21 protein-coding genes and 1 pseudogene are annotated in these 19942 nt (G+C 65.1%); 15 read left to right on the top strand and 7 right to left on the bottom strand.

Features of this window, described 5'->3' with window-relative positions; all coding sequences use genetic code 11:
- Position 1: 1 nt before the first annotated feature.
- Positions 2–832 (bottom strand): COG1470 family protein, encoded by an 831-nt coding sequence (locus ASG77_RS12880; protein WP_235564525.1) that lies wholly within the window; start codon positions 830–832, stop codon positions 2–4.
- Between the two features lie 90 nt (positions 833–922).
- Positions 923–1378, bottom strand: a complete 456-nt coding sequence (locus tag ASG77_RS12875; protein ID WP_056346089.1) for a hypothetical protein — start codon at positions 1376–1378, stop codon at positions 923–925.
- A gap of 450 nt (positions 1379–1828) precedes the next feature.
- Here ASG77_RS12875 and ASG77_RS12870 point away from each other — a divergent pair, with 450 nt between their 5' ends.
- From ASG77_RS12870 to ASG77_RS12855, 4 genes are all read left to right on the top strand, one after another.
- Positions 1829–2572: a GAF and ANTAR domain-containing protein gene (locus ASG77_RS12870; RefSeq protein WP_056346087.1), complete on the top strand. Its 744-nt coding sequence runs from the start codon at positions 1829–1831 to the stop codon at positions 2570–2572.
- 132 nt (positions 2573–2704) lie between these two features.
- Complete coding sequence (locus tag ASG77_RS12865; RefSeq protein WP_056346085.1) at positions 2705–3112, top strand: response regulator transcription factor; 408 nt, start codon at positions 2705–2707, stop codon at positions 3110–3112.
- A gap of 229 nt (positions 3113–3341) precedes the next feature.
- On the top strand, positions 3342–4322 hold the full coding sequence (locus ASG77_RS12860) for a phosphodiester glycosidase family protein (protein ID WP_056346083.1): 981 nt from the start codon (positions 3342–3344) through the stop codon (positions 4320–4322).
- 8 nt (positions 4323–4330) lie between these two features.
- Positions 4331–5431, top strand: a complete 1101-nt coding sequence (locus ASG77_RS12855) for a bifunctional glycosyltransferase family 2/GtrA family protein (protein WP_056346081.1) — start codon at positions 4331–4333, stop codon at positions 5429–5431.
- Positions 5432–5470: 39 nt separating this feature from the next.
- Here the strand turns inward: ASG77_RS12855 and ASG77_RS12850 are convergent, their stop codons facing one another.
- Positions 5471–6064 (bottom strand): lytic transglycosylase domain-containing protein, encoded by a 594-nt coding sequence (locus ASG77_RS12850; RefSeq protein WP_235564521.1) that lies wholly within the window; start codon positions 6062–6064, stop codon positions 5471–5473.
- A 335-nt stretch (positions 6065–6399) separates the two neighbouring features.
- Here ASG77_RS12850 and ASG77_RS12845 point away from each other — a divergent pair, with 335 nt between their 5' ends.
- Genes ASG77_RS12845 through ASG77_RS12835 form a run of 3 tightly spaced genes read left to right on the top strand, consistent with a single transcriptional unit; the run spans position 6400 to position 9540 of the window.
- Positions 6400–7125, top strand: coding sequence for a DUF4956 domain-containing protein (locus ASG77_RS12845; protein ID WP_056346079.1), 726 nt, complete (start codon positions 6400–6402; stop codon positions 7123–7125).
- Entirely contained in the window at positions 7122–7907 is a 786-nt protein-coding gene (locus tag ASG77_RS12840; protein WP_056346076.1) for a polyphosphate polymerase domain-containing protein, read from the top strand. The genes ASG77_RS12845 and ASG77_RS12840 overlap by 4 nt, the downstream gene beginning before the upstream one ends.
- Positions 7908–7941: 34 nt before the next feature.
- Positions 7942–9540 carry a carbohydrate-binding domain-containing protein gene (locus tag ASG77_RS12835; protein ID WP_056346074.1) on the top strand — a complete coding sequence of 533 codons (1599 nt, stop codon included), beginning with the start codon at positions 7942–7944 and terminating at the stop codon, positions 9538–9540.
- Between the two features lie 185 nt (positions 9541–9725).
- Here ASG77_RS12835 and ASG77_RS12830 read toward each other — a convergent pair whose 3' ends face one another.
- Positions 9726–10421, bottom strand: coding sequence for an HAD family hydrolase (locus tag ASG77_RS12830; protein ID WP_056346072.1), 696 nt, complete (start codon positions 10419–10421; stop codon positions 9726–9728).
- 287 nt (positions 10422–10708) lie between these two features.
- Here ASG77_RS12830 and ASG77_RS12825 point away from each other — a divergent pair, with 287 nt between their 5' ends.
- The 8 genes from ASG77_RS12825 (at position 10709) to ASG77_RS12790 (ending at position 18008) form a co-directional block, all read left to right on the top strand.
- Complete coding sequence (locus tag ASG77_RS12825; protein ID WP_056346070.1) at positions 10709–11500, top strand: GntR family transcriptional regulator; 792 nt, start codon at positions 10709–10711, stop codon at positions 11498–11500.
- A gap of 172 nt (positions 11501–11672) precedes the next feature.
- Entirely contained in the window at positions 11673–12836 is a 1164-nt protein-coding gene (locus ASG77_RS12820) for an ABC transporter substrate-binding protein (RefSeq protein ID WP_200950765.1), read from the top strand.
- Positions 12833–13756, top strand: coding sequence for an ABC transporter permease (locus ASG77_RS12815; RefSeq protein ID WP_200950764.1), 924 nt, complete (start codon positions 12833–12835; stop codon positions 13754–13756). Before ASG77_RS12820 ends, ASG77_RS12815 begins: the two co-directional genes overlap by 4 nt.
- On the top strand, positions 13744–14658 hold the full coding sequence (locus ASG77_RS12810) for an ABC transporter permease (RefSeq protein ID WP_156380316.1): 915 nt from the start codon (positions 13744–13746) through the stop codon (positions 14656–14658). The genes ASG77_RS12815 and ASG77_RS12810 overlap by 13 nt, the downstream gene beginning before the upstream one ends.
- On the top strand, positions 14655–15740 hold the full coding sequence (locus ASG77_RS12805; protein WP_056346065.1) for an ABC transporter ATP-binding protein: 1086 nt from the start codon (positions 14655–14657) through the stop codon (positions 15738–15740). The genes ASG77_RS12810 and ASG77_RS12805 overlap by 4 nt, the downstream gene beginning before the upstream one ends.
- The gene (locus ASG77_RS12800; RefSeq protein WP_082576024.1) at positions 15737–16546 is read left to right on the top strand and encodes an alkaline phosphatase family protein; all 810 of its coding nucleotides are present in this window, start codon (positions 15737–15739) and stop codon (positions 16544–16546) included. Before ASG77_RS12805 ends, ASG77_RS12800 begins: the two co-directional genes overlap by 4 nt.
- A gap of 312 nt (positions 16547–16858) precedes the next feature.
- On the top strand, positions 16859–17056 hold the full coding sequence (locus ASG77_RS12795) for a hypothetical protein (RefSeq protein ID WP_056346486.1): 198 nt from the start codon (positions 16859–16861) through the stop codon (positions 17054–17056).
- 106 nt (positions 17057–17162) lie between these two features.
- Positions 17163–18008, top strand: a complete 846-nt coding sequence (locus tag ASG77_RS12790; RefSeq protein ID WP_056346061.1) for an alpha/beta fold hydrolase — start codon at positions 17163–17165, stop codon at positions 18006–18008.
- Between the two features lie 563 nt (positions 18009–18571).
- Here the strand turns inward: ASG77_RS12790 and ASG77_RS22250 are convergent.
- From ASG77_RS22250 to ASG77_RS23040, 3 genes and pseudogenes are all read right to left on the bottom strand, one after another.
- Positions 18572–19408, bottom strand: a complete 837-nt coding sequence (locus ASG77_RS22250) for an IS3 family transposase (RefSeq protein ID WP_056346057.1) — start codon at positions 19406–19408, stop codon at positions 18572–18574.
- A 14-nt stretch (positions 19409–19422) separates the two neighbouring features.
- The gene (locus tag ASG77_RS22245) at positions 19423–19749 is read right to left on the bottom strand and encodes a helix-turn-helix domain-containing protein (RefSeq protein WP_200950763.1); all 327 of its coding nucleotides are present in this window, start codon (positions 19747–19749) and stop codon (positions 19423–19425) included.
- Positions 19750–19761: 12 nt separating this feature from the next.
- A pseudogene (locus ASG77_RS23040) lies at positions 19762–19911 on the bottom strand (helix-turn-helix domain-containing protein); the annotation flags it as partial.
- Positions 19912–19942 lie beyond the last annotated feature (31 nt).

The following is a 19942-nucleotide window of genomic DNA, read 5'->3' as shown; positions in this document are numbered from 1 at the left end:
CTCAGTTCCCCTCTCCTGCTCCGGAGTAGGCGAGCTGGAGGGTGGCGCCCTTGCAGCCGTCCTGGTTCAGCGCTGTGTCCAGCATGGCGATTTTGGGCCACAGGTCCTCACGGATGTCGAGTAAAAAGAGCGACTGGGAGCCCGCGGGAACCGTCAAGGGGTAGGAGCCGGCGTAGTTGGTCACTACGTAGTCCGACGCCGTGCAGGGAAGCTCGGCTGCCAGCGCCGCCTGGGTCCGGGTGATGCCGGTGATGGCGACGGACAGGCTGGTCAGCGCCAGGCTCTTGTTGTTGGGATTGGCAAAAGAAAGATTCAGCGGCAGCGTGGCACCCGGCGTGAGCTGTGTGCCCAGATTCCCGGAAATGGTGAAGGACTTCTTGGACGAAAGGACGTGCAGTTGGACCACGACGGCGGCGGCCTGGCTTGCGCCGATGGCCGCGGTGATGGTCAGGTCCGCTTTGCCGTCCGGAGTGGTTGCCGACGTCGCCACCGTGAGCGTGACGGCGGCGGTCTTGCCCGAAGCGAGCGTCACCGACGCCGGTGCGAAGGCCGCCGTCGTACTGGCCGGCAGGCCCGAAACAGTGGGGGTGACGCTGCCGCTGAACCCGTTGGTGGAGGTCAGGGACACCGAATAGTTGACCGGGTCGCCCCGGTCAACCGTCCGGCTGGAGGGATTCACCTGGATGGTGACGCCCTTAGTGTTGTTGCCCTGGCTGGCCGCGAAGATAGTGCCCGCCGAAACGAGCATCACTACAAGACCCACCAGCAGCACCTTCGCTACGGTGGTGGTTCTTCGCATGACTGTGCGGAAGTACCCAGAATATTTCTGCACGTTCAGCCCTTCTGGCAAGTTCTTAATTGAGTGGGAGGAGGTGGAATTCGCCGGCGGGGAGGTTCTGCTCCTCCCCGCCGGCGAAGCTTCTTAGACGCTGGTGACGTTAACCGTGATCACTGCGGACTTGCAGGCCTCCTGGTCGACGTCCGGAAGGTCAAAGAATTCGAGAACTCCGCTGCCCACCGTTGTCCCAGTCGAGGTGGCTGCCACGAGGGCGTCGTCGGTTAGGGCAGAGACATGGAACCAGTCAGAGAGGCAGAGGTCGTCGCTCGTTGTCACGTTGGCGGTCAACTCGCCCACCCTGGTGCTGCTGGTGGTTCCGTTGTCAGCCTTGTAGACCACGTCAACAGTGTTTCCCGGGGCCAGCCCGCCCGCGAAGTGGGCAGTCAGGTCCACCTTGCCTTTCCCTTCCGAGTTGGTGGCTTCGCCGGAACCGGAACCGAGTGTTGTCCAGTAGGCGTAGGCGGCACCGCCGCCGCCGGCTACCAGTGCCATGGCACCGGCTGCTGCCAGGACCTTGTTCTTCTTGGTCATTTTGCGCATGAGAGAGACTCCTTTGGCTGGGGGATAAAGACAGATGCTGAGACGCACGGCCATCGGGAACCACTAAGGGACCTTGCTTCCGGCTGATCGATGACGCCCATACTTCCCGGCGCTGGTGATCCCAACAACGCGTAGCAGTACTGGACTTTTGCGGGCTTCGCCGGCGACGACCTCTTGGATGACGGGCAGGGTACTCAGTTTTCGTCGACGAGGCGTGAGGTGTCCGATGTGCAAGGACTCTCGCGCGGGCGCTCGGGAACCCCTCCCTGGCCTGGCCGCCTTGTGGCGCTTCCCAAGGCTCTGGCCTGTATATACTTCTGGATATCGGTTTAGCAGCAGGCCGTTGGACAGTTCGTCGACCCAGCGACCGTCGCCACCCTTTTGCCACTACGGCAGGGTTATGCGGAGGGTTACCGGGTCGTTTGACCTGAGCGAATGGCACTAAGAACCGTGGCCAGCGAGTCAACAGCAAAAACAGCTACATCAATCACCGAGCACCTCCACGAAGAACTCCTCAACAGCTCCGACGTGGAGGAGTTCCTGGATGAGCTCGCCCGGGTGTCGGCCCGCACCCTTTCCGAACCCGGCGACGAAGTACTGTGCGGCATCACTCTCCTGCGTCAGCGCAAGGCGGCCACTATTGCCAGCAGCGGCGCCGCTGCTGGCGCTGTCAGCCAGATTGAATACCAGTCCGAGCAAAGCCCGGGCATGGCTGCCTCGCTGGAGCAGGTGACAGTCCATGTTCCTGACATGAAAGACGAAGCGCGCTGGCCCGAATACTGCGAAGCCGTCCTGGACCAAGGCATCCGGTCAGTCCTGGCCATCCCGTTCCGGCTGGAGGGGGAAACCAAAGCCACCCTGCTCGTCTACTCCCACCGGACCTCCCGCTTCGAAGGCCGCGTCCTGAAGGCTGCCGAGGATTTCGTCCGCCAGACCTCCCTTGCCCTGCGGCTTGCGGTGCGTTTCGCGCATTACAGCGAGACTGCGGCGCATCTGCGTGCCACCCTCGAATCACGCACGGTGATCGACATGGCGGTGGGCATCATCATGGCCCAGAACCGGTGCAGCCAGCAGGACGCGTTCGAGCTCCTCAAAGCGGCGTCCAGCACCCGTAATTCCAAGCTGCATATCGTCGCCGCGGACGTGGTGAATGCGCTGGGCCAGGGGCCGGCCCGGACGCACTACGACGGCTGAACCCGGCCCCGCCGGCGGCGGCCATCGAGGTGTCCGCGAGGTGACCGGCGGCGGTTTGCGGCGTACGTCATAATGACGCCCTTCCCCCCACCGGCCCCGTACACTTGGGGCAAGGTTGGCTGAGGGGCTTTCATGGAAACAAAACGCATCTGTCTTGTCATCGAGGACAACGATGACATCCGCGGTCTCATCACGGTGGTCCTGACCCGCGCAGGCTTTTCCGTTCGTTCGGTTGCCAACGGCGCCGAAGGAATTGCCGCGGCCGCTGAACCCTCGGTTGCGCTGATCACTCTGGACCTTGGCCTGCCGGACATGGACGGGCACGTCGTAGCCCGCGCAATCCGTGCCTTAAGCACCGCTCCCATGCTGTTCCTCACCGCCAGGTCCGAGGAAGACGACATACTGGCCGGAATGGCCTCCGGCGCTGCCGCCTACCTGACCAAGCCGTTCCACCCCAAGGAACTGCAGGAGCTCGCACTGCAGCTCTGCCCTGCGGATGCCCCCGCCCGCCAGCAGTCGACACCGCAACGGCAGCAGTAAGCGGCGCCCTGGCGCCTGCCCACTCGCTTGCCCACCCCATCCTGCGCGAATTCGCCGGAGAGCTGCCCGTCCGCCGGGAGCCTTCCGGCTTCCAGGACGCTCTCCGGCGACTCCGCTGCCGGCCCAGGCGTCTGGAGCCACCTGGCCGTAGAGAAGGTCCGCCCCCATTCACAGCCTCAGCACATCATCGGCAAATCGAAGCGATAGCTTGGCTGCCTACAAATGAGGCATGACTCCTCTCAAGAACAAACCACGCAAGGGCAGCCGCGTCCGACGCGCCGTCGTCGCCGGGGCCGTGGCCCTGACGCTTTCGGCAGGAGGTGCCACGGCCTGGGCGCTGGACCGGTTTGTGGTCCAGCACGTGGAAATCTCGGACGTCTCCGCGTACCAGGCCAGCCAAACGGGAACCAGCCAGGGCACGACGGCGGACACGACCACTGACTCCAGCGCCACCGCGGTCACCACGGACACGTCCTACGTGTCGGACAGCTCGAACATCAACATCTCCACGGCGACCACCGGCAGCGGCGACAGCACCGTCACCTACTACGTTGCCGACGTCGTGCTTGGCGATGCCACCACCCTCCAGTCAGCCTTCGCCAACAACAGCTTCGGCGAGAACATCACCGAAACCACGTCCGCCATCGCGGCGGCCAAGGACGCCATTTTCGCCATTAACGGCGACTACTACGGCTTCCGCGACACGGGCATCGTGATCCGCAACGGCGTGGTGTTCCGCGACGACGGCGCCCGCCAGGGCCTGGCCTTCTACCGCGACGGCACCGTCAAGGTCTACGACGAAACCGCCACCACCGCAGCCCAGCTGGTGGCGGACGGAGTCTGGAACACCCTCTCCTTCGGCCCGTCCCTGCTGGACAACGGCGAGGTGGCTGCGGGCATCGAGGACGTGGAGGTGGACACCAACTTCGGCAACCACTCCATCCAGGGCGAACAGCCGCGCACCGCCGTCGGCATCATCGACGCGAACCACCTGGTGTTTGTGGTGGTGGACGGCCGCAGCCCCGGCTACAGCGCCGGCGTCACCATGACCGGGCTTGCGGAAATCATGCAGGGCCTTGGCGCCACCACCGCGTACAACCTCGACGGCGGCGGGTCGTCCACCATGTATTTCAATGGCGAACTGGTCAACAACCCGCTGGGCGAAAACAAGGAACGCGGCACCTCCGACATCCTCTACATCGCGGAGTAGGGCCCGCCATGATCATCCTGATCCCGGCGTACGAGCCGGACCAGCAGCTGCCGGCCCTGATCCGTTCCATCCGCGACGCCGAGCCGTGGGCCACCGTGGTGGTGGTTGATGACGGCAGCGGGCCTGAGTACAAGGACGTGTTCGACGGCGTCAAGGCACTCGGGTGCCACGTCATCGGGTATTCCCGCAACCGGGGAAAGGGCTTCGCGCTGAAGACCGGGTTCGGGTTCATCGCCGACCACCTCCCGGACCGGAACGTGGTGTGTGCTGACAGCGACGGCCAGCACACCATCGTGGACATTCTCCGCGTTGCGGCAGCGGTGCAGCCCGGCTCTCCCGCCATGGTGCTGGGGACCCGGAACTTCACCGGCAACGTCCCGGCCCGCAGCAAATTCGGCAACAGCGCCACCCGGCTGCTGTTCACGCTGGCCACCGGCGAGCGCATTTCCGACACCCAGACAGGCCTCCGCGGCTACCCGGCAGCCATGCTCCCGTGGCTGCGGTCCGTCCGTGGCGAGCGCTATGAATACGAACTGAACCTCCTGCTCGAAGCCAAACAGGCCGGCTATGCGATCACCACGGTGGACATCGCCACGGTCTATGTGGACCACAATTCGGGGTCCCATTTCCGGCCGGTGGCGGACTCGGTCCGCATCTACGCGCCGCTGCTGAAGTTCCTGGCGTCCTCCTTCACCGCGTTTCTCGTGGACACCGTGGTGTTCCTGCTCCTGACCCTCGTGACCGACTCGCTGCTGCTCGCCGTGGTGGGATCCCGGGCCGTGAGCTCGGCCGTGAACTTCCTCGTCAACCGCCGGGTGGTGTTCCAGCACGGCCGGGACAGGCCCGCCGCTGCCGCAGGGCTGCGCTACTTCAGCCTGGTGCTCGTCCTGCTGCCCGCCAACTACGGCCTCATCTACGCCCTGGACGCCCTCTCCGTGGCCGCTCTGCCGGCGAAAATCCTCGCCGAAATCGCGCTCCTGACCGTCAGCTACGTGGTGCAGCAGCGCTTTCTCTTTTCCCGGCGCACGGCCAGGAGCGCCGCACGGGAGTCCCAGGACCAGGCTCTGGACCTGAGCCGCGGCCACCACCCCGGGCCGTTGCGCCGGTAGTCGAGGTACTGCTCTTGCGACGGCAGCAGCCGCGTTGTCTTATCCGGTGGTGCCCGTCTTCTCTGCGTAGGAGGTGGCTTGGTGCCGCACCTGGTCCACGTAGGAATCGGACTGGTTGTAGGAGTAGATGGCATCAGTCCATCCGTTCGCGGCGGTGAGGTCGCGGCCATGGGCGCACAAGTAGCCGGCCGCGCTGACGGCGGCATCGTCGATGTTGAAGGGATCCGCTTCGCCGTCACCGTTCCCGTCTCGTCCCGCAAGCTCCCAGGTGGAGGGAATGAACTGCAGGGGTCCGACGGCGCGGTCCCAGTGAGGGTCGCCATCCAGGACGCCGGCGTCCGTGTCTGCGATGGCGGCAAATCCGTTCCCGTCCAGGCTAGGGCCGACAATTGGCCCGCTCGCCTGCCCTGCGGGAGTCAGGGTTCCGCCGCCGTAAGCTCCGTGGGCGGATTCGACGAAGCCGACTGCCGCCACCGTATTCCAGCCGATCCCACACCCCGGAGCGGAATGATTGGCCGCACCGGCCGCGCCCACGTAAGCCCGAAGCGCGCGGGCGGGTATACCGGTTTGCGCGGCAGCCCGGATAAGCCACTCGGCGTCCGCGTTCCGGGTGACATTCACGGCAGGGGACATGCCGGTGGCGAGCGTTTCGAGTTTCGCCTCCGACCGTGGCGGAGGAGGAAGAGCCCCGCGGGCGTCCCCACCGGGCTGTCCGAGTGCCCCAGAATGACACCGCGGTGATGACGCAGATCGCGAACACGCAGAAAACCAAGAGGCGTCTCATGCGGAGTACTGCGGTGGTGCGGGAGTCAGTCACGGGTTTGATCTTATCGATCAATTTCGCCCGGGAAACAGCAGTCGAGCGCCCAGCCGGCACTCATATTCGGGCCTAGGTTCCGTCACAGCACCTGCACAGTTTGGCCCGGGATTGTAGAGAACAGCCCACCAACAGATTCCGGAGAATCCCGATGACTTCGCTCATTTTCATCGCCGCAGACCTTGCGGCCATCAGCATCCTCACGTTCGTCCTCTACCTCCGCCGCCACCGTCGCCGCGACCTGGTGGTCTCGTACCTGGGCATGAATGTGGGCGTCCTGGCCGTGGCCACAGCACTGTCCGGCTCCGCCGCCGGGCTTGGCCTGGGACTTGGCCTTTTCGGCGTCCTGTCCATCATCCGGCTCCGCTCCACCGAGCTGGCCCAGCACGAGGTGGCCTACTACTTCTCGGCCCTGGCGCTCGGACTGATCGCCGGCCTCGGCATCGAGCCGGTGTGGCTCACCGCCTCGCTGATGGGCCTGATCCTGCTGGTGATGTTCGTCGGCGACCACCCCCGGGTGCTCCCCGCCCACCGGCACCAGACGGTCATCCTGGACCGGGCCCTGGCGGAGGACGGCGAACTGTACGCACGGCTCGAGGAAGTCCTGCAGGGCAAGGTCCACACCGCCACCGTCCAGGAACTGGACCTGGTCAACGACAAAACTATCGTGGACGTGCGCTACGCCTACACCCCCCGCATCGTCCAGCCTGCAGCTCAGGCCACCATCTCAGCCATCACGACGGCGGCGCCCCGGCACGCAGTACCGGCACCTCCGGTGACGGTCCCGGCAGAGGAAACAGCGCCGCCGTCGGCCGCTCCCGTCGTTACTCCCGACCGTGCGTCCGCTCCCGTCCATGCCTCGGCCGGTGCGGCATGAACGCCCCAGCAGGCGCCGGCGTCGTGAGCAGCCTGGGCGGACTGCCGGCCGTGGGGCTGGAGGAACTGAACGCCGAAGCCGCGCTGCAGACCCGGGTGGACCGCAAGTACGTGGTCCCCGAGGACCTGGCTCAGCAGCTCCTGGCCACGTTCGACGCCGAGGTCCGGGTCTTGGAGATGGACGGCTCCCGCTGCTTCGCCTACGACTCCGTCTACTTCGACACCGCGCAGCTGGACAGCTATCTCCTCGCCGCCCACGGCCGCCGGCGCCGGTACAAGGTCCGCACCAGGACGTATGTGGACAGCGCCATCAGCTTCCTGGAGGTCAAAACCGAAGGCGCCCGCGAAGCCACCGTCAAGGAACGCATCCCCTACGAGCTCACGGACCGCGCCCGCATGACCGCGGAAGGCCTGGACTACGTCCACGAAACCCTCGCCGCCGTGGGCGGAGCGCCCGCCGGACCCCTAGGGCCGGTCCTCGAAACCCGCTACCACCGCACCACGCTCTACCTCCCGGAATCCGGCAGCCGGGCCACCATCGATACCGACGTCACCTGGCAGCGGCCCGGCGAGCAGGCGTGGGTCCTGGACGGCGCCGTGATCCTGGAAACCAAGTCCGGCTCGGCCTCAGGCCCGCTGGACCGGCACCTCTGGGCCCACGGCGTCCGGCCCTCCAGGATCTCCAAGTTCGCCACCGGCATGGCGGCGCTCTGCCCGGACCTGCCGGCCAACCGCTGGAACCGCACGCTCCGCCGCACCATGAACCTCCGCCCCGCCGCCTGACCCGGCTCCCCCACCAACTTCGAAGGAACACACCATGAACCGCTTCCGCAGCGTCCTGTCCGTCACCGCCCTCGCCCTCGCCGTTGGGCTGGCCGGCTGCTCCGCCGCCGGCACCGCCACGGGGACGTCCATCACCGGGACCACCACCAACGGCAGCTCGTCCACCACCTCCGGCACGGCACAGGCCGCGGTTTCCCTGGACACCCTCGCCGCCGACACACACTACGACGCCGATGACCTCACCTGGGACGCGGCCGCCGAAGTAGCCGTGACCCTGGCGGACGGTGCCAGCAGCGTCGCCTCCGGGGCGTCGTCGGACGCTGCAACGGTCGACGGCGACACGGTCACCATCAGCGCGTCGGGCACCTACCGCCTGAGCGGATCGCTGTCCGACGGGCAGGTGGTGGTGGCCGCCGGCGCGGAAGACGTGGTGCGCATCATTCTGGACGGTGCCGAGATCTCCAGCTCCACCGGATCACCGTTTGTGGTGCAGAGCGCCAATGAGGCCATCGTGTTCCTTAAGGACGGCACGTCAAACTCCCTGAGCGACGCCTCCACCTACACGGACACGGCCGCGGACGCCCCGAACGCGGCACTCTACTCCCAGGCGGACCTCACCATCGCCGGCACCGGTTCGCTGAGCGTGGACGGCAACTTCAACGACGGCATCTCCTCCAAGGACGGACTTGTGCTGGCCGCCGGCAACGTCACCGTGGACGCCACGGACGACGGCATCGTCGGCAAGGATTACGCGGTCCTGCTCGACGGCGCCTACCAGGTGACCGCCGGCGACGACGGCTTCAAGTCCGACAACGAGGAAGACGAAGGCCGCGGCTGGGTCCTCATCAACGGCGGAACCCTCAACGTCAGCGCGGCCGACGACGGCATCAAGGCCTTCAACACCCTCACCATCGCCGCCGGCGTCACCACCGTCGAGGAGTCCGAGGAAGGCCTGGAGGCCCAGCACATCGTGATGTCCGGCGGCACGGCCAACGTCACCGCGAACGACGACGGCGTGAACGCGTCTGGAGGGTCCTCCACCTCCATCTCGGCCCAAGGCGGCATGGGCGGAGGCGGTGGCGAGATGGCCGTGGGCGACTACACCGTGGACATCACCGGCGGCTCACTGACCATCAACTCGCAGGGCGACGGCCTGGACTCCAACGGCAACGCCAGCATCTCCGGCGGCACCGTGGTGGTCAACGGCCCCACCAACTCCGGCAACGGGGCGCTGGACGTCAACGGCGAACTGACCGTCACCGGCGGAACCGTGGCAGCGGCCGGCAGCGTGGCCATGGTGATCACGCCGGGCACCTCTTCGACGCAGTCCGGCGTGCAGGTCACCCTCGGATCGGCTGTTCCGGCCGGCACGGTGGTGCAGATCGCCGATTCCGCGGGCAACGTGGTGGGTGCCTTCGTGACCACCAAGGCGACGGCGTCGCTCGTGTTCTCCTTCGCCTCGATCACTGAAGGCGAGGAGTACACCGTCTACACCGGCGGCACGGCCACGGTCAGCGCCGGGGTAGGCGAAGGTTCCCTGGACGGCGCCGATCAGGTGGGCACCGTGACCGCCGGCGAGTACACCGCCTCCGAGGGCCCGGGCGGCGGCGGCGGTTTCGGCGCCCGCCCCTAATCCCACCCCCTGCCCCTTCAGACGCTCTCTCACTTAACGCAGGTTTTTGACCAACGCTCTCTCACTTTTTTCAAGAAAGTGAGAGAGCGTTGCGAATTAAGTGGCATTAAGTGAGAGAGCGTCCTGAATGGCGGGGCCGCGGCCCTGCCCGTAGACCTGAGAACCTAACGGAACTCGATCCGAAATTACCCCAACTCCAGCTCCAGGCATTCAGGTCCGAGCGCCGGGACCAGGATCCGGGCGTGCTGCGCCAGTACCTCGCGGGGATGGGTGCCCTCGACGCAGATGGCAACCATGCCCGCGGCAGCCACGGCGCCCAGGCCCGGCAGCGAGTCCTCAAACACGGCAATGCGGGCAGGGTTCTCCAGCCCCAGCGCGGCGGCAGCGCGCTGGAATCCTTCCGGATGCGGCTTGCCCTCCGAAACATCCTCGTCCGTCACGACGACGCCGAACAGGTCCAGCAGGCCCGCCCGTTCCAAGGCAGGAAGTACCTGCGGTCTGCTGGCCCCTGTCACCACGGCCAACTTCAGTCCCGCGGCGTGAAGGGCGCGCACCAGCTCACAAGTGGCCGGCCGGATCAGGCTCTCGCGTGCCACCCGGGCACTGTAGGACGCGTCGATGAGTCCCAGGAACTCATCCACCCTGCGCGCCGGTCCGGAGGCCAGGGCAAGGATCAAAGCCATGATTTCGCGGTCGCTGCGGCCCGCCAGGTCCTCCTGGTACTGCCGTTCGGTGATGGTGACGCCGCATTCGGTGTCGGCCAGTTCGATGAACAGATCCCGCAGCACGCTCTCGTCATCGGAGAGCGTGCCGTTGAAGTCAAAGAGAGCGCCATCAAAGGTGGCCAGGGTTGATGTGGTGCTGGCGGCGGCTGCGCCCATAGCGTGATTCCAATCTGCAGATGGTGGTGCTTCCGGCGGCAATTTTTGCGGCGCGACCGCCGTTCAGTGCGCTCAACGACAAGCAACGTTTGGTCTAGACCATTTGGTCCCGCATGACAGTGTAGCCGGGATTAATCCGCCGCCGCCCACGCCCCCGCGGACACTCCCGACGGACGCCTGCGTACGCCCGCCGGAGCTGCGCCGCGGCTGGCCGGAAACTGGCCGGCGAATGGACCTATGCTTGGTTTCGGGGCCATTCGCTTCACTGGAGGCCTCACCGGGGCGCTATGAAGGAGTCGAAAATCAACACCGACGAGTTGCTGGAGCAGGCGCAGAATCTCACCTTCGATCCGTCCTTGCCGGCCCATCAGGTGGTCCACGGCTGGTTGACGGACCTAATTCTGGCCGACTCGCTGACCCTGGGCAGCAAGCTTCCCCCCGAACGGCAGTTGGCGAGTGCACTGGGCATCAGCCGGATGACTCTCCGCCAGGCCCTGGACACCCTGCAGCATGAAGGGCGCCTCATCCGGGCCGTTGGCGGCCGCGGCGGGTCCTTCGTTTCGGAGCCCAGGGCCTCGGTGGATATCTCGAATCTGATGGGGCTCAGTGCCCAGTTGCTCAAGAGCGTCCACAGCGCGTCCTCCCGCCTGCTCGACGCCGAAACCGGCCCCGCCGGCAGGCTGGTTGCGGAGGCCCTGCAGCTGCCGCCCGACGCTGAAGTGCACAGGATTCGCCGCCTCCGTTACGCCGCCTCGACGCCGGTGGTCCTGGAGGAATCGCACTTCCCGGCGGACCTGTTCCCCGGGCTGCTGAGCCGGCATCTCACCGGTTCAATGTATGCGGTTATGGGCGAAGAGTATGGCCTCGCGCCGTTCTCCTCCATTGAAGAGCTGAACCCCTCCGTGGCTGGCCCGGCGAATTCGAAGCTGCTGGAAATCGGCCCCAGCGCTCCGGTGCTGACCATCAAGAGAACCGCTCTCTGCGAGGACGGCCGGCCGGTGGAGTACTCGGAGGATGTGATCCGCACTGATCGGCTGCGGATCATCGTTTCCGGCCGAGTGGACCCCTCCGGGCGGTAGCCGCCGAATCTCCCGCCCGACCCTAGGCCATAGTGGACTCATGCAGATGAACTATGGTCTAGACCATAGTTCATTTGCATGACACTTTGCCTTCATCAGGAAGCAACATTGCGCTGCGACGTTGGAGTCTCCCCGCCGGCCTCTGCGCCGCCTAGAAACCTGGAGAACACCAATGAATCCCCAAGCCATTTCGACGGCTTCACCTTCGTCAGCAGTCTCCCGCCGCGGACTGATGCGCGGCGCCCTGGGGTTGGCAGGCCTTGCCGCAGTGGGCGGCTCCCTGACTGCCTGCGGCAGCACGCAGGGTGGCACCGCCACAGCAGGAACCAACCTGGCTGAGATCATCGCCGGCGCCCAGAAGGAAGGCAAGGTCCAGCTGATCGCCGTGCCGGGGGACTGGGCCAACTACAAGGGTCAGTTCGAGGGCTTCAAAAAGAAGTACGGCATCGAGACCCCGGTCGCCAACCCGGACGCCTCCAGCGCCGATGAGCTCACTGCGGTGAAAAACCTCAAGGGGCAGGACACCCAGCCAGACGTGATTGATATCGGCTACTCCTTCACCAAGCCCGCCATCGACCAGAAGCTGATCGAGGCCTACAAGCCGAGCAACTTCGAGGAGATCCCGGCCGACTTGAAGGACCCCGACGGGATGTGGGTCGGGGCGTACTACGGCGTGGTCCAGGTCGGCACCAACACCAAGATCGTCGAAAGCCCCAAGTCCTGGGCCGATCTTCTGGACCCGAAGTACAAGGGCAAAATCGCCCTCCCTGGTGATCCCCGCAAGGGTGCCTCGTCCATCGCGGCCGTCTACGCGGCGGCCCTGGCGCACGGCGGCAGCCTGGACAACATCCAGCCGGGCATCGATTTCTTCGAAAAGCTGGCCAAATCCGGGAACCTGGCGAGCATCACTTCTCCCGTCTCGGCACTGAGCACCGGCCAGGCCGCCGTCGTCTTCGACTGGAACTACAACTTCCTGGGCATGGCAGGCGAACTGGCGAAATCCGGCGCCACGCTGGAAACCCAGGTGTTCTCCGAAGGCGTCTTTGGCAACTACTACGCCCAACCGGTCACCACAAAGGGCCCGCGGCCCAACGCCGCGCGGCTTTGGGTGGACTGGCTGACAAGCGACGAAGGATCCGAACAATTTGCCCTGGGCGGTGCCGTGCCTGCACGGTTCGTCCAGCTCAAGGCTGCCGGCAAGCTCTCGGATGAGGCGCTGGCCAAGCTGCCCAGCGCGGACGTGATTGCCAAGATCAAGTTCCCGACGATTGCGCAGGGGGCTGCTGCCAGCGCCCTGATCATCGACCAGTGGGGCCCGAAGGTCGCCTCGCTGTGACGCTCCAAGCCGAACGCGCCACAGGTGCGGCCGGTGCGGCGCCGTCGGGACATGAGCGTCCGACGGCGACGCGGCGCCGGTTTGGCCGCGTGGCCGGCTGGCTGGGGGCCATGCCGTACCTGCTGTTCCTGGCAGTCTTCCTCATTGCCCCGATTGCCACCAACGTGTGGACCAGCTTCCAGGTGGACGGGAGCTTTTCGCTTGCCTCCATGGCGAGGCTTTTCGAACCGCAGTACCGGGATGCGTTTATGCAGACCATCCGGCTTTCCCTGCTGACCGCCGGGGCCGGCGGCGTGCTGGGGCTCATTCTGGCCTGGGCCCTGGCCACGTCCGAGCGGCCCAAGTGGCTTCGGAACCTGGTGCTCTCCTTCTCGGCAGTGGCGTCCCAACTGGGCGGTGTGGCACTGGCATTCGCGTTCGTCGCCGCCATCGGGGTCCAGGGCCTGGTGACCCGGATGATTCTCAGCCTGACCGGCTGGAGCCTCAGTGACAGCATCCAGCTGGCGTCCTTTTGGGGCATCGCACTGGTCTACCTGTATTTCCAGGTTCCGCTGATGGCCATCTTGATGCTGCCGGCCTTCGGTGCCCTGAAGAAGCAGTGGTCCGAGGCCGCGTACAGTCTGGGCGCCAGCCGGTTCCGCTACCTCAGGGACATCGCATTCCCCATCATGTGGCCGCCTATTATCGGCGCACTCCTGCTCCTGTTCGCCAATTCCTTCAGCGCCTATGCCACGGCCTACGCACTGGCCGGCGGCCGGGTCAACCTGGTGCCGATCCTGATCGGATTCTTCATCTCCGGCAACGTGATGACGGACGACAGCTTCGCCGCCGCATTGGTCACGGGCATGATCGTTATCGTGGTCGCTGCCATGGGCCTGAGGACACTGCTGGAACGGAGGAGCAACAAATGGCTGCGCTAGACACCCCCGCTGGAGCGAAGCCCCTGTCGGGGCGCCGCCGCCCCCGTGTGACGGGCGCGGCCCAGGCGACCATCTTCGCCGTCGCTCTCATTCTCTTTTTCACGCCGCTGGTGGCCTCCGCGGCCTTCGGCTTCACGCTCCCGGGCAAGGGATTCACCCTGGATTCCCTTGACGTCGCCGTGCAGAACACCAGCTTCCTGCCGCAGCTGTCCAGCACCCTTCAGCTGGCCGCGCTCAGCACCCTGGCGTCACTGCTTCTCCTGGTGCCCACCTTGCTCTTCCTGCACCTCCGTGCGCCCAGGATGCTGCCGCTGACCGAATGGCTCTCCGTGGTTCCTTACGTGGTGCCGGCCATCGCCCTGGTCAGCGGCGCCAACTTGTTCTTCCGCAACATGGCCCCCGGCTTTCTGGTCAGCACGTACTCGTTGGTGCCGTTCTACATGGTGCTGACCCTGCCGCTGGTGTACCGGACGCTGGATGCCGGTATCCGGGCCCTGGACATCAGGACCCTGTTCGCGGCCAGCGCCAGTCTGGGAGCCACGCCCCTGCAGACCCTGGCGCGGATCATTCTGCCCAATCTGCGTGCCTCGATGCTGGGGGCAAGCCTGCTGTCCTGCGCGTTGGTGTTGGGCGAATACGCACTCGCCAGCCTGCTGCTCCATTCAACGTTTCCGGTATTCATGGTGCAGGTGGGCATGAACCAGCCGCGCGCTGCTGCGGCGTTGTCCTTCCTGTCCATCGTCGTCACCTGGCTGCTGCTGGCCGCCCTCTCCGGGGCCTCCGCCAAACGGACCCGGAAAAGTGGCCCGGCACGCTCCACACGGCAGACCTCCAAGGACCTGCCAACTCAAGAGTCCACCCCCGCGGAGCAGAGCTCCGCTACGAAAGGAATATCCCGATGACCCGGGAAGCAGCCGAAGTTTCATTGACCGGAATCAGCAAGAGTTTCGGCGGCCGCGTGGTGCTGGACAGGCTGGACCTGACCCTCGATGGCGGAGAGCTCCTGGCGCTGCTGGGACCGTCCGGGTGTGGCAAGACCACTATCCTGCGTGTCCTGGCCGGCCTGGAATCCCCGGATGCCGGAACGGTGCGGATTGCCGGCCGGGACGTGACCCATACCAGCGTGCGCAACCGTGGAATCGGAATTGTGTTCCAGGCCTACAGCCTGTTCCCGCACATGACGGCCCTGGAAAACGTCGCCTACGGGCTGCGGATCAGGGGAACCAGCGCGGGAAAACGCACGGCGCGGGCCACGGAACTTCTCGAGACGGTCGGGCTGGGCGAACATCGGGACAAATACCCCTCACAGCTCTCCGGGGGCCAGCAGCAGCGCGTCGCCCTGTCGCGCGCGCTGGCGATCGAGCCACGCGTGCTGCTGCTTGACGAGCCGCTCTCCGCACTCGATGCCCAGGTCCGTGTGCATCTGCGCGACGAAATCCGGCGGATCCAGACACAGGCAGGAACCACCACGCTGCTGGTGACCCACGACCAGGAAGAAGCCCTGACCGTGGCCGACCGAGTTGGCGTGATGCTCAACGGCCGGATCGAGCAGTTGGGCACGCCGGAGGATGTCTACCAGCGTCCCCGGACGGCCTTCATTTCCGAGTTTGTCGGAGCCGTGAACCGCATACCGGCGGATCGGTTCGGCGCCCAGGTGCTGGTTCTGGGCCGGCGTATGGCCATATCCAACGCGGCCCCGGAGGCCTTGCCGGCCACGGAATTGGAGGCCCTGGTGCGCCCGGAAGACCTGGAGTTGAAGGGGGCAGGCGACGGGCCGGGCGTCATCAGGTCATTGGTGCTGCGCGGCGCCGTGACAAGTGCGAATGTCTCGCTTGGCGGCTCAATGCTGCGCGTGGACCTGCCCTCGCATGAGGCGGCCAACTTCACCATTGCCCAGCGCGTGGACGTCTCCCCCAGGCACAACACTGCGCTGGTGGATGGGGTCCGCAACGGTGCCGAGGCCAAGGAAGAGGTCGCCGCGTGAGCCCGAAAATTTGCCTTGTGGGCATCGACGGCCTGCGCGTGGACCTGGCCCGGGGCAGCGGCCTGATGCCAACCCTGGATGCGGTGATCGCTGACGGGGTCTTCAACGAGCTGCGCATGGAGGTGCCGACGCTGTCCGGACCCGGCTGGTCCACCCTGCTGACGGGCCGTCCCCATGCCGATCATCAGGTCAAGGACAACCACTTCGTGGGCCATGCCCTGCTGCATTGCCCGGATTTTCTCAGCCAGGCCTACTTTGCGGACCAAACCACCACCACCCTGGCCGCAGGGGGTTGGCCCCCGCTGGTGGACCCGTCGGGTATCGGTCCCGTGATCTGGGAGCGGCGCGAGCAGCAGCGCTCCGGGCAGCATCGGGTGATTGCCCGCGACGGCGAGACCTACGGCTACAAACTCGTCGATGCCGAGGTCGCAGACCATGCCGTCGATGCGATTTCCGGGCGGGGGCCGGACCTGTCCTTTGTCTACTTCTGCGACGCCGATGACGAGGGGCATGTCTACGGGCCGCACACACCGGAGTACGCGGCAGCCATGGGCCGGGTGGACAACCATCTTGCGCGGATCCGGTCCGCTATCCGGTACAGGGTAGAGGTTCTGGGCGAGGACTGGTTCATGGTGCTGACGACTGACCACGGGCACCTGGATGAGGGCGGACACGGCGGTGACAGCCAGGTGGAGCGGACATCCTTTGTGGCAGCCACCCGCTTCGGCGGCTCCCTGGCGGGCTGGCCGGCCACGCTGACGCCCAGTCAGCTTGCCCCCCTGCTGTTGAGCTGCCTCTCCGACTAAAGTTTCTCGGCGGCGGGGCTTCCGATGCCCTGCGCGTGGTGGACCCATCCATGGACAACCAGGTCCGGTCAGCCCTTCTTGCCGTCGCCGGGGTGCCATCGGCCGATGGCCGATGGCCGGAGACGTCTTCATTGGAAAAGTGAGAGAGCGATTGTGATTTCACCACATTAAGTGAGAGAGCGTTGCGAATTAAGTGGTATTAAGTGAGAGAGCGTCCGGGGGTGGGAGGGGGCCGGCGTTTTTGGTCCTGTGAGCTTTCCGGATATCGGCGCATACTTGAACGCACAGGCGGCCACGACATGGGAGGACACCATGAAGTTTCTCGGAGCACTGATTGTCATCTGGCTGATCATCGGAGGAATCGCCGCCTGGCAGCGCGGCTATTTCGGCGGGGCTCCAGGGTCCTGCGCCGCGGCGGGAACGGTGGCCGTGACCATCGTCGCCGGGCCCTTGAACTACCTGGGCGTCAACCCGCAGGTCGGCTGCGAGCTGCCCCAACCCTCCCAGTAGCCATTTCCTTGGTGCCCCGGCGGGCGGTCCCTAGAGTAGGGAATGCCGGGTGCTGGCTTTTGCTTGCGCCCGAAACTGATCCCGAAGATTCGAAAGGACCGCCGAGATGGCATTCGTCACCGTTGGAACCGAGAACAGCACCGATACCGAGCTCTACTACGAAGACCACGGGAGCGGCCAGCCCGTTGTCCTGATCCACGGCTACCCGCTGGACGGATCCTCCTGGGAAAAGCAGACCACCGCCCTTCTGGAGGCCGGCTACCGCGTGATCACCTACGACCGCCGCGGCTTCGGCAAGTCCAGCAAGACCACCAGCGGCTACGACTACGACACGTTCGCCGCCGACCTCAAAACCCTCCTGGAATCGCTGGACATCAACAACGCCGTGCTGGTGGGCTTCTCCATGGGAACCGGCGAGGTTGCCCGTTACCTGAGCACGTATGGCTCCGCCCGGGTGGCCCGCGCAGTGTTCCTCGGATCGCTGGAACCGTTCGTCCTGAAAACCGGGGACAACCCGGAAGGCGTACCGCAGGACGTTTTTGACGGGCTCACCGAAGCCGTCACCGCGGACCGGTACGCGTTCTTCACGGAATTCTTCAAGAACTTCTACAACTCGGACACGTTCCTGGGCACGCCGCGGCTCAGCCAGGAAGTCCTGGACGCCAGCTGGAAAATCGCCGCAGGAGCCGGCGCCACCGCATCAGTCGCCGCGCAGCCCACCTGGCTGACCGACTTCCGCGGCGACATCCCCCGGATCGATGTCCCCGCGCTGATTGTCCACGGCACCGAGGACAACATCCTCCCCATCGACGTCACCGGCCGCCGGTTCGCCAAGGCCCTGCCGTCAGCGGAGTACGTGGAGATCGACGGCGCCCCGCACGGGCTGCTGTGGACGCACGCCGCGGAAGTCAACGAAGCCCTGCTCGCCTTCCTGAAGAAGCAGACCGGATAACAAAAAAGAGTGGAAGGGCCAGGCGTTTTGAACTGGTCCCCGAAAGTTGGACTCGCAAATGCGATGTCTCCACTTTAGCGGCCATCGATCGGCTCTTCTAAGAAGGCTCCGTCCCAAGTGGGACGGAGCCTTCTTCGCGTTGCCGTACTCCCACCGTCAACAGGTCGCCGTCTGCGTGACATTATCGTGTGGGTTTATCAGCCTGTCCGTCGGCCCCTGAGTTGTCCGTACGCTTCCTGGCCCGGCGCAACAAAACGAAGTTGGCCACGGTTAACACGAGAGACAGCGCAACCAGGGCTCCATACAGAACCTGCGCATCCTCACCCTGCGTTTGAGTGAGCATCCCAATCCAGACCAAAGTCATCGCAAACCACAGGACGACTTGGAACAGAAGGAGCCGCGGCCCAGGCATCTCAGGCTTTTTTCCAGGCTCGGTCAAGCCCATCGAGTCCGTCATCCGCAACCAAGAGTTGCGGCGCCCGCCGCGCGTCATGGCCCAACCCTAACCGACACCCCGAAGGTTGGAAATGGGCCAGCTATCGCCCCAGCGGTGACTTGGTGGCCTAAGCCGCGAGGGCGTGAGCGCGGTACTGTACCGGGCTCAGGCCCTTCAGCTTGGTCGAAATTCTCTCGGTGTTGTACCAGCGGATGTATTCGTGCAGCGCTGTTGCGAGTGCGTCGGTGCTGAGGAACCGGACCCGGTGGAAGAGCTCTTCCTTGAGGTGTCCGAAGAAATTCTCAATGACGGCGTTGTCGTAGCAGTTGGCTTTGCGGGACATCGATTGGACCGCGCCGGCGTTCTCCAGGAGGGAGCGCCAGGAGTTGTGTTGATACTGGAATCCTTGGTCGGAGTGCACGAGTGGTTCTTGACCGTCCTCCAGTGTGGCCAAAGCGGCACGCAGCGAGTCGTTGGCCAGCGCCAGATTGGGCGAGGTGCCAATGGTGTAGGAGATAATTTGCCGGTCGAAAAGATCCATGACCGGTGAGAGGTAGAGCTTCCGGTCACCCACGCTGAACTCCGTTACGTCGGTAACCCACTTCTGGTTTGGAACATCCGCGTCGAACTGGCGTTTCAGCAGGTTCGGGGCCACAACGCCTTGCTCGCCCTGGTAGGAGTTATACCGCTTCCTGCTTCGGACCTTACAGACCAGCCGCAGGGAACGCATCAGCTTCAGCACGGTCTTCTTGGCGACCGTCCACCCTTGCTTGAGCAGTTCGATATGGATCCGGCGGTGCCCGTACCGGCCGTGGTTCTTCTCGAAAATCTCCGTGACGGCGGCCTTCAGAGATGCCCGTGGATCGGGGTCTTGAAGGCGGGCCTGGTGGTAGAAGAACGTGGACCGGGGTAACCCAGCTACGTCCAAAAGAACTTCCAACCGATGCTCAGCCTTGAGAGCCATGACAGCGCGAACCTTTAGCGCTGTTCCCCGTCCCCCAAGGCCCTTACTTTTCCCAGGAAGGCCACCTCTGCACGCAGGCGTTCGTTCTCACGCCGTAACCGCTGCAGCTCCGGTTCCGGCTGCGCTGGCGCCTCTGGTTTTGTCCTGGGCCGGCCTTTCGGTTTCGGGCGCAGGCCTTCCTCGCCTTGAGCTCGGTAGTGGCCGGCCCACACGGTAATCAAGTGTGGCGAGGACAGTTCGAACTCTTTGGCAAGAGCAATCCTGTTCTCGCCGGAAATATATCGCTGCACAGCGTTGAGCTTGATCTCGAACGAATACACCCGGTTGCCTGGTTTGGTCACTAGAGCAGTATCTCCGCGAACGCGCCATCTGTCGTACAAGCGGAGGACTGCCTTCGTACCCACCCCGAGCCGTTTCGCTACAGCCCTGGCGCCCCAACCGATCTCAAACAGCGCCACAGCGGCCTCGCGCTGCTCCTCAGACAACGAACTGCCCTTTAACATGAAACTGCTCCCCGTAAGTCAGAACTGAATT

This window comes from Arthrobacter sp. Soil762, assembly GCF_001428335.1.
In the GTDB taxonomy this organism is placed as follows: domain Bacteria; phylum Actinomycetota; class Actinomycetes; order Actinomycetales; family Micrococcaceae; genus Arthrobacter.
This window is presented reverse-complemented; position numbering and strand designations above follow the sequence as displayed.

Coding starts and splice junctions, on each gene's coding strand:
- ASG77_RS12860 (WP_056346083.1), top strand. CDS start 3,342: ATGACTCCTCTCAAGAACAAACCACGCAAGGGCAGCCGCGTCCGACGC.
- ASG77_RS22250 (WP_056346057.1), bottom strand. CDS start 19,408: ATGGCTCTCAAGGCTGAGCATCGGTTGGAAGTTCTTTTGGACGTAGCT.
- ASG77_RS12790 (WP_056346061.1), top strand. CDS start 17,163: ATGGCATTCGTCACCGTTGGAACCGAGAACAGCACCGATACCGAGCTC.
- ASG77_RS12875 (WP_056346089.1), bottom strand. CDS start 1,378: ATGCGCAAAATGACCAAGAAGAACAAGGTCCTGGCAGCAGCCGGTGCC.
- ASG77_RS12805 (WP_056346065.1), top strand. CDS start 14,655: ATGACCCGGGAAGCAGCCGAAGTTTCATTGACCGGAATCAGCAAGAGT.
- ASG77_RS12825 (WP_056346070.1), top strand. CDS start 10,709: ATGAAGGAGTCGAAAATCAACACCGACGAGTTGCTGGAGCAGGCGCAG.
- ASG77_RS12830 (WP_056346072.1), bottom strand. CDS start 10,421: ATGGGCGCAGCCGCCGCCAGCACCACATCAACCCTGGCCACCTTTGAT.
- ASG77_RS12865 (WP_056346085.1), top strand. CDS start 2,705: ATGGAAACAAAACGCATCTGTCTTGTCATCGAGGACAACGATGACATC.
- ASG77_RS12820 (WP_200950765.1), top strand. CDS start 11,673: ATGAATCCCCAAGCCATTTCGACGGCTTCACCTTCGTCAGCAGTCTCC.
- ASG77_RS12855 (WP_056346081.1), top strand. CDS start 4,331: ATGATCATCCTGATCCCGGCGTACGAGCCGGACCAGCAGCTGCCGGCC.
- ASG77_RS12840 (WP_056346076.1), top strand. CDS start 7,122: ATGAACGCCCCAGCAGGCGCCGGCGTCGTGAGCAGCCTGGGCGGACTG.
- ASG77_RS12845 (WP_056346079.1), top strand. CDS start 6,400: ATGACTTCGCTCATTTTCATCGCCGCAGACCTTGCGGCCATCAGCATC.
- ASG77_RS12795 (WP_056346486.1), top strand. CDS start 16,859: ATGAAGTTTCTCGGAGCACTGATTGTCATCTGGCTGATCATCGGAGGA.
- ASG77_RS12850 (WP_235564521.1), bottom strand. CDS start 6,064: ATGTCCCCTGCCGTGAATGTCACCCGGAACGCGGACGCCGAGTGGCTT.
- ASG77_RS12810 (WP_156380316.1), top strand. CDS start 13,744: ATGGCTGCGCTAGACACCCCCGCTGGAGCGAAGCCCCTGTCGGGGCGC.
- ASG77_RS12835 (WP_056346074.1), top strand. CDS start 7,942: ATGAACCGCTTCCGCAGCGTCCTGTCCGTCACCGCCCTCGCCCTCGCC.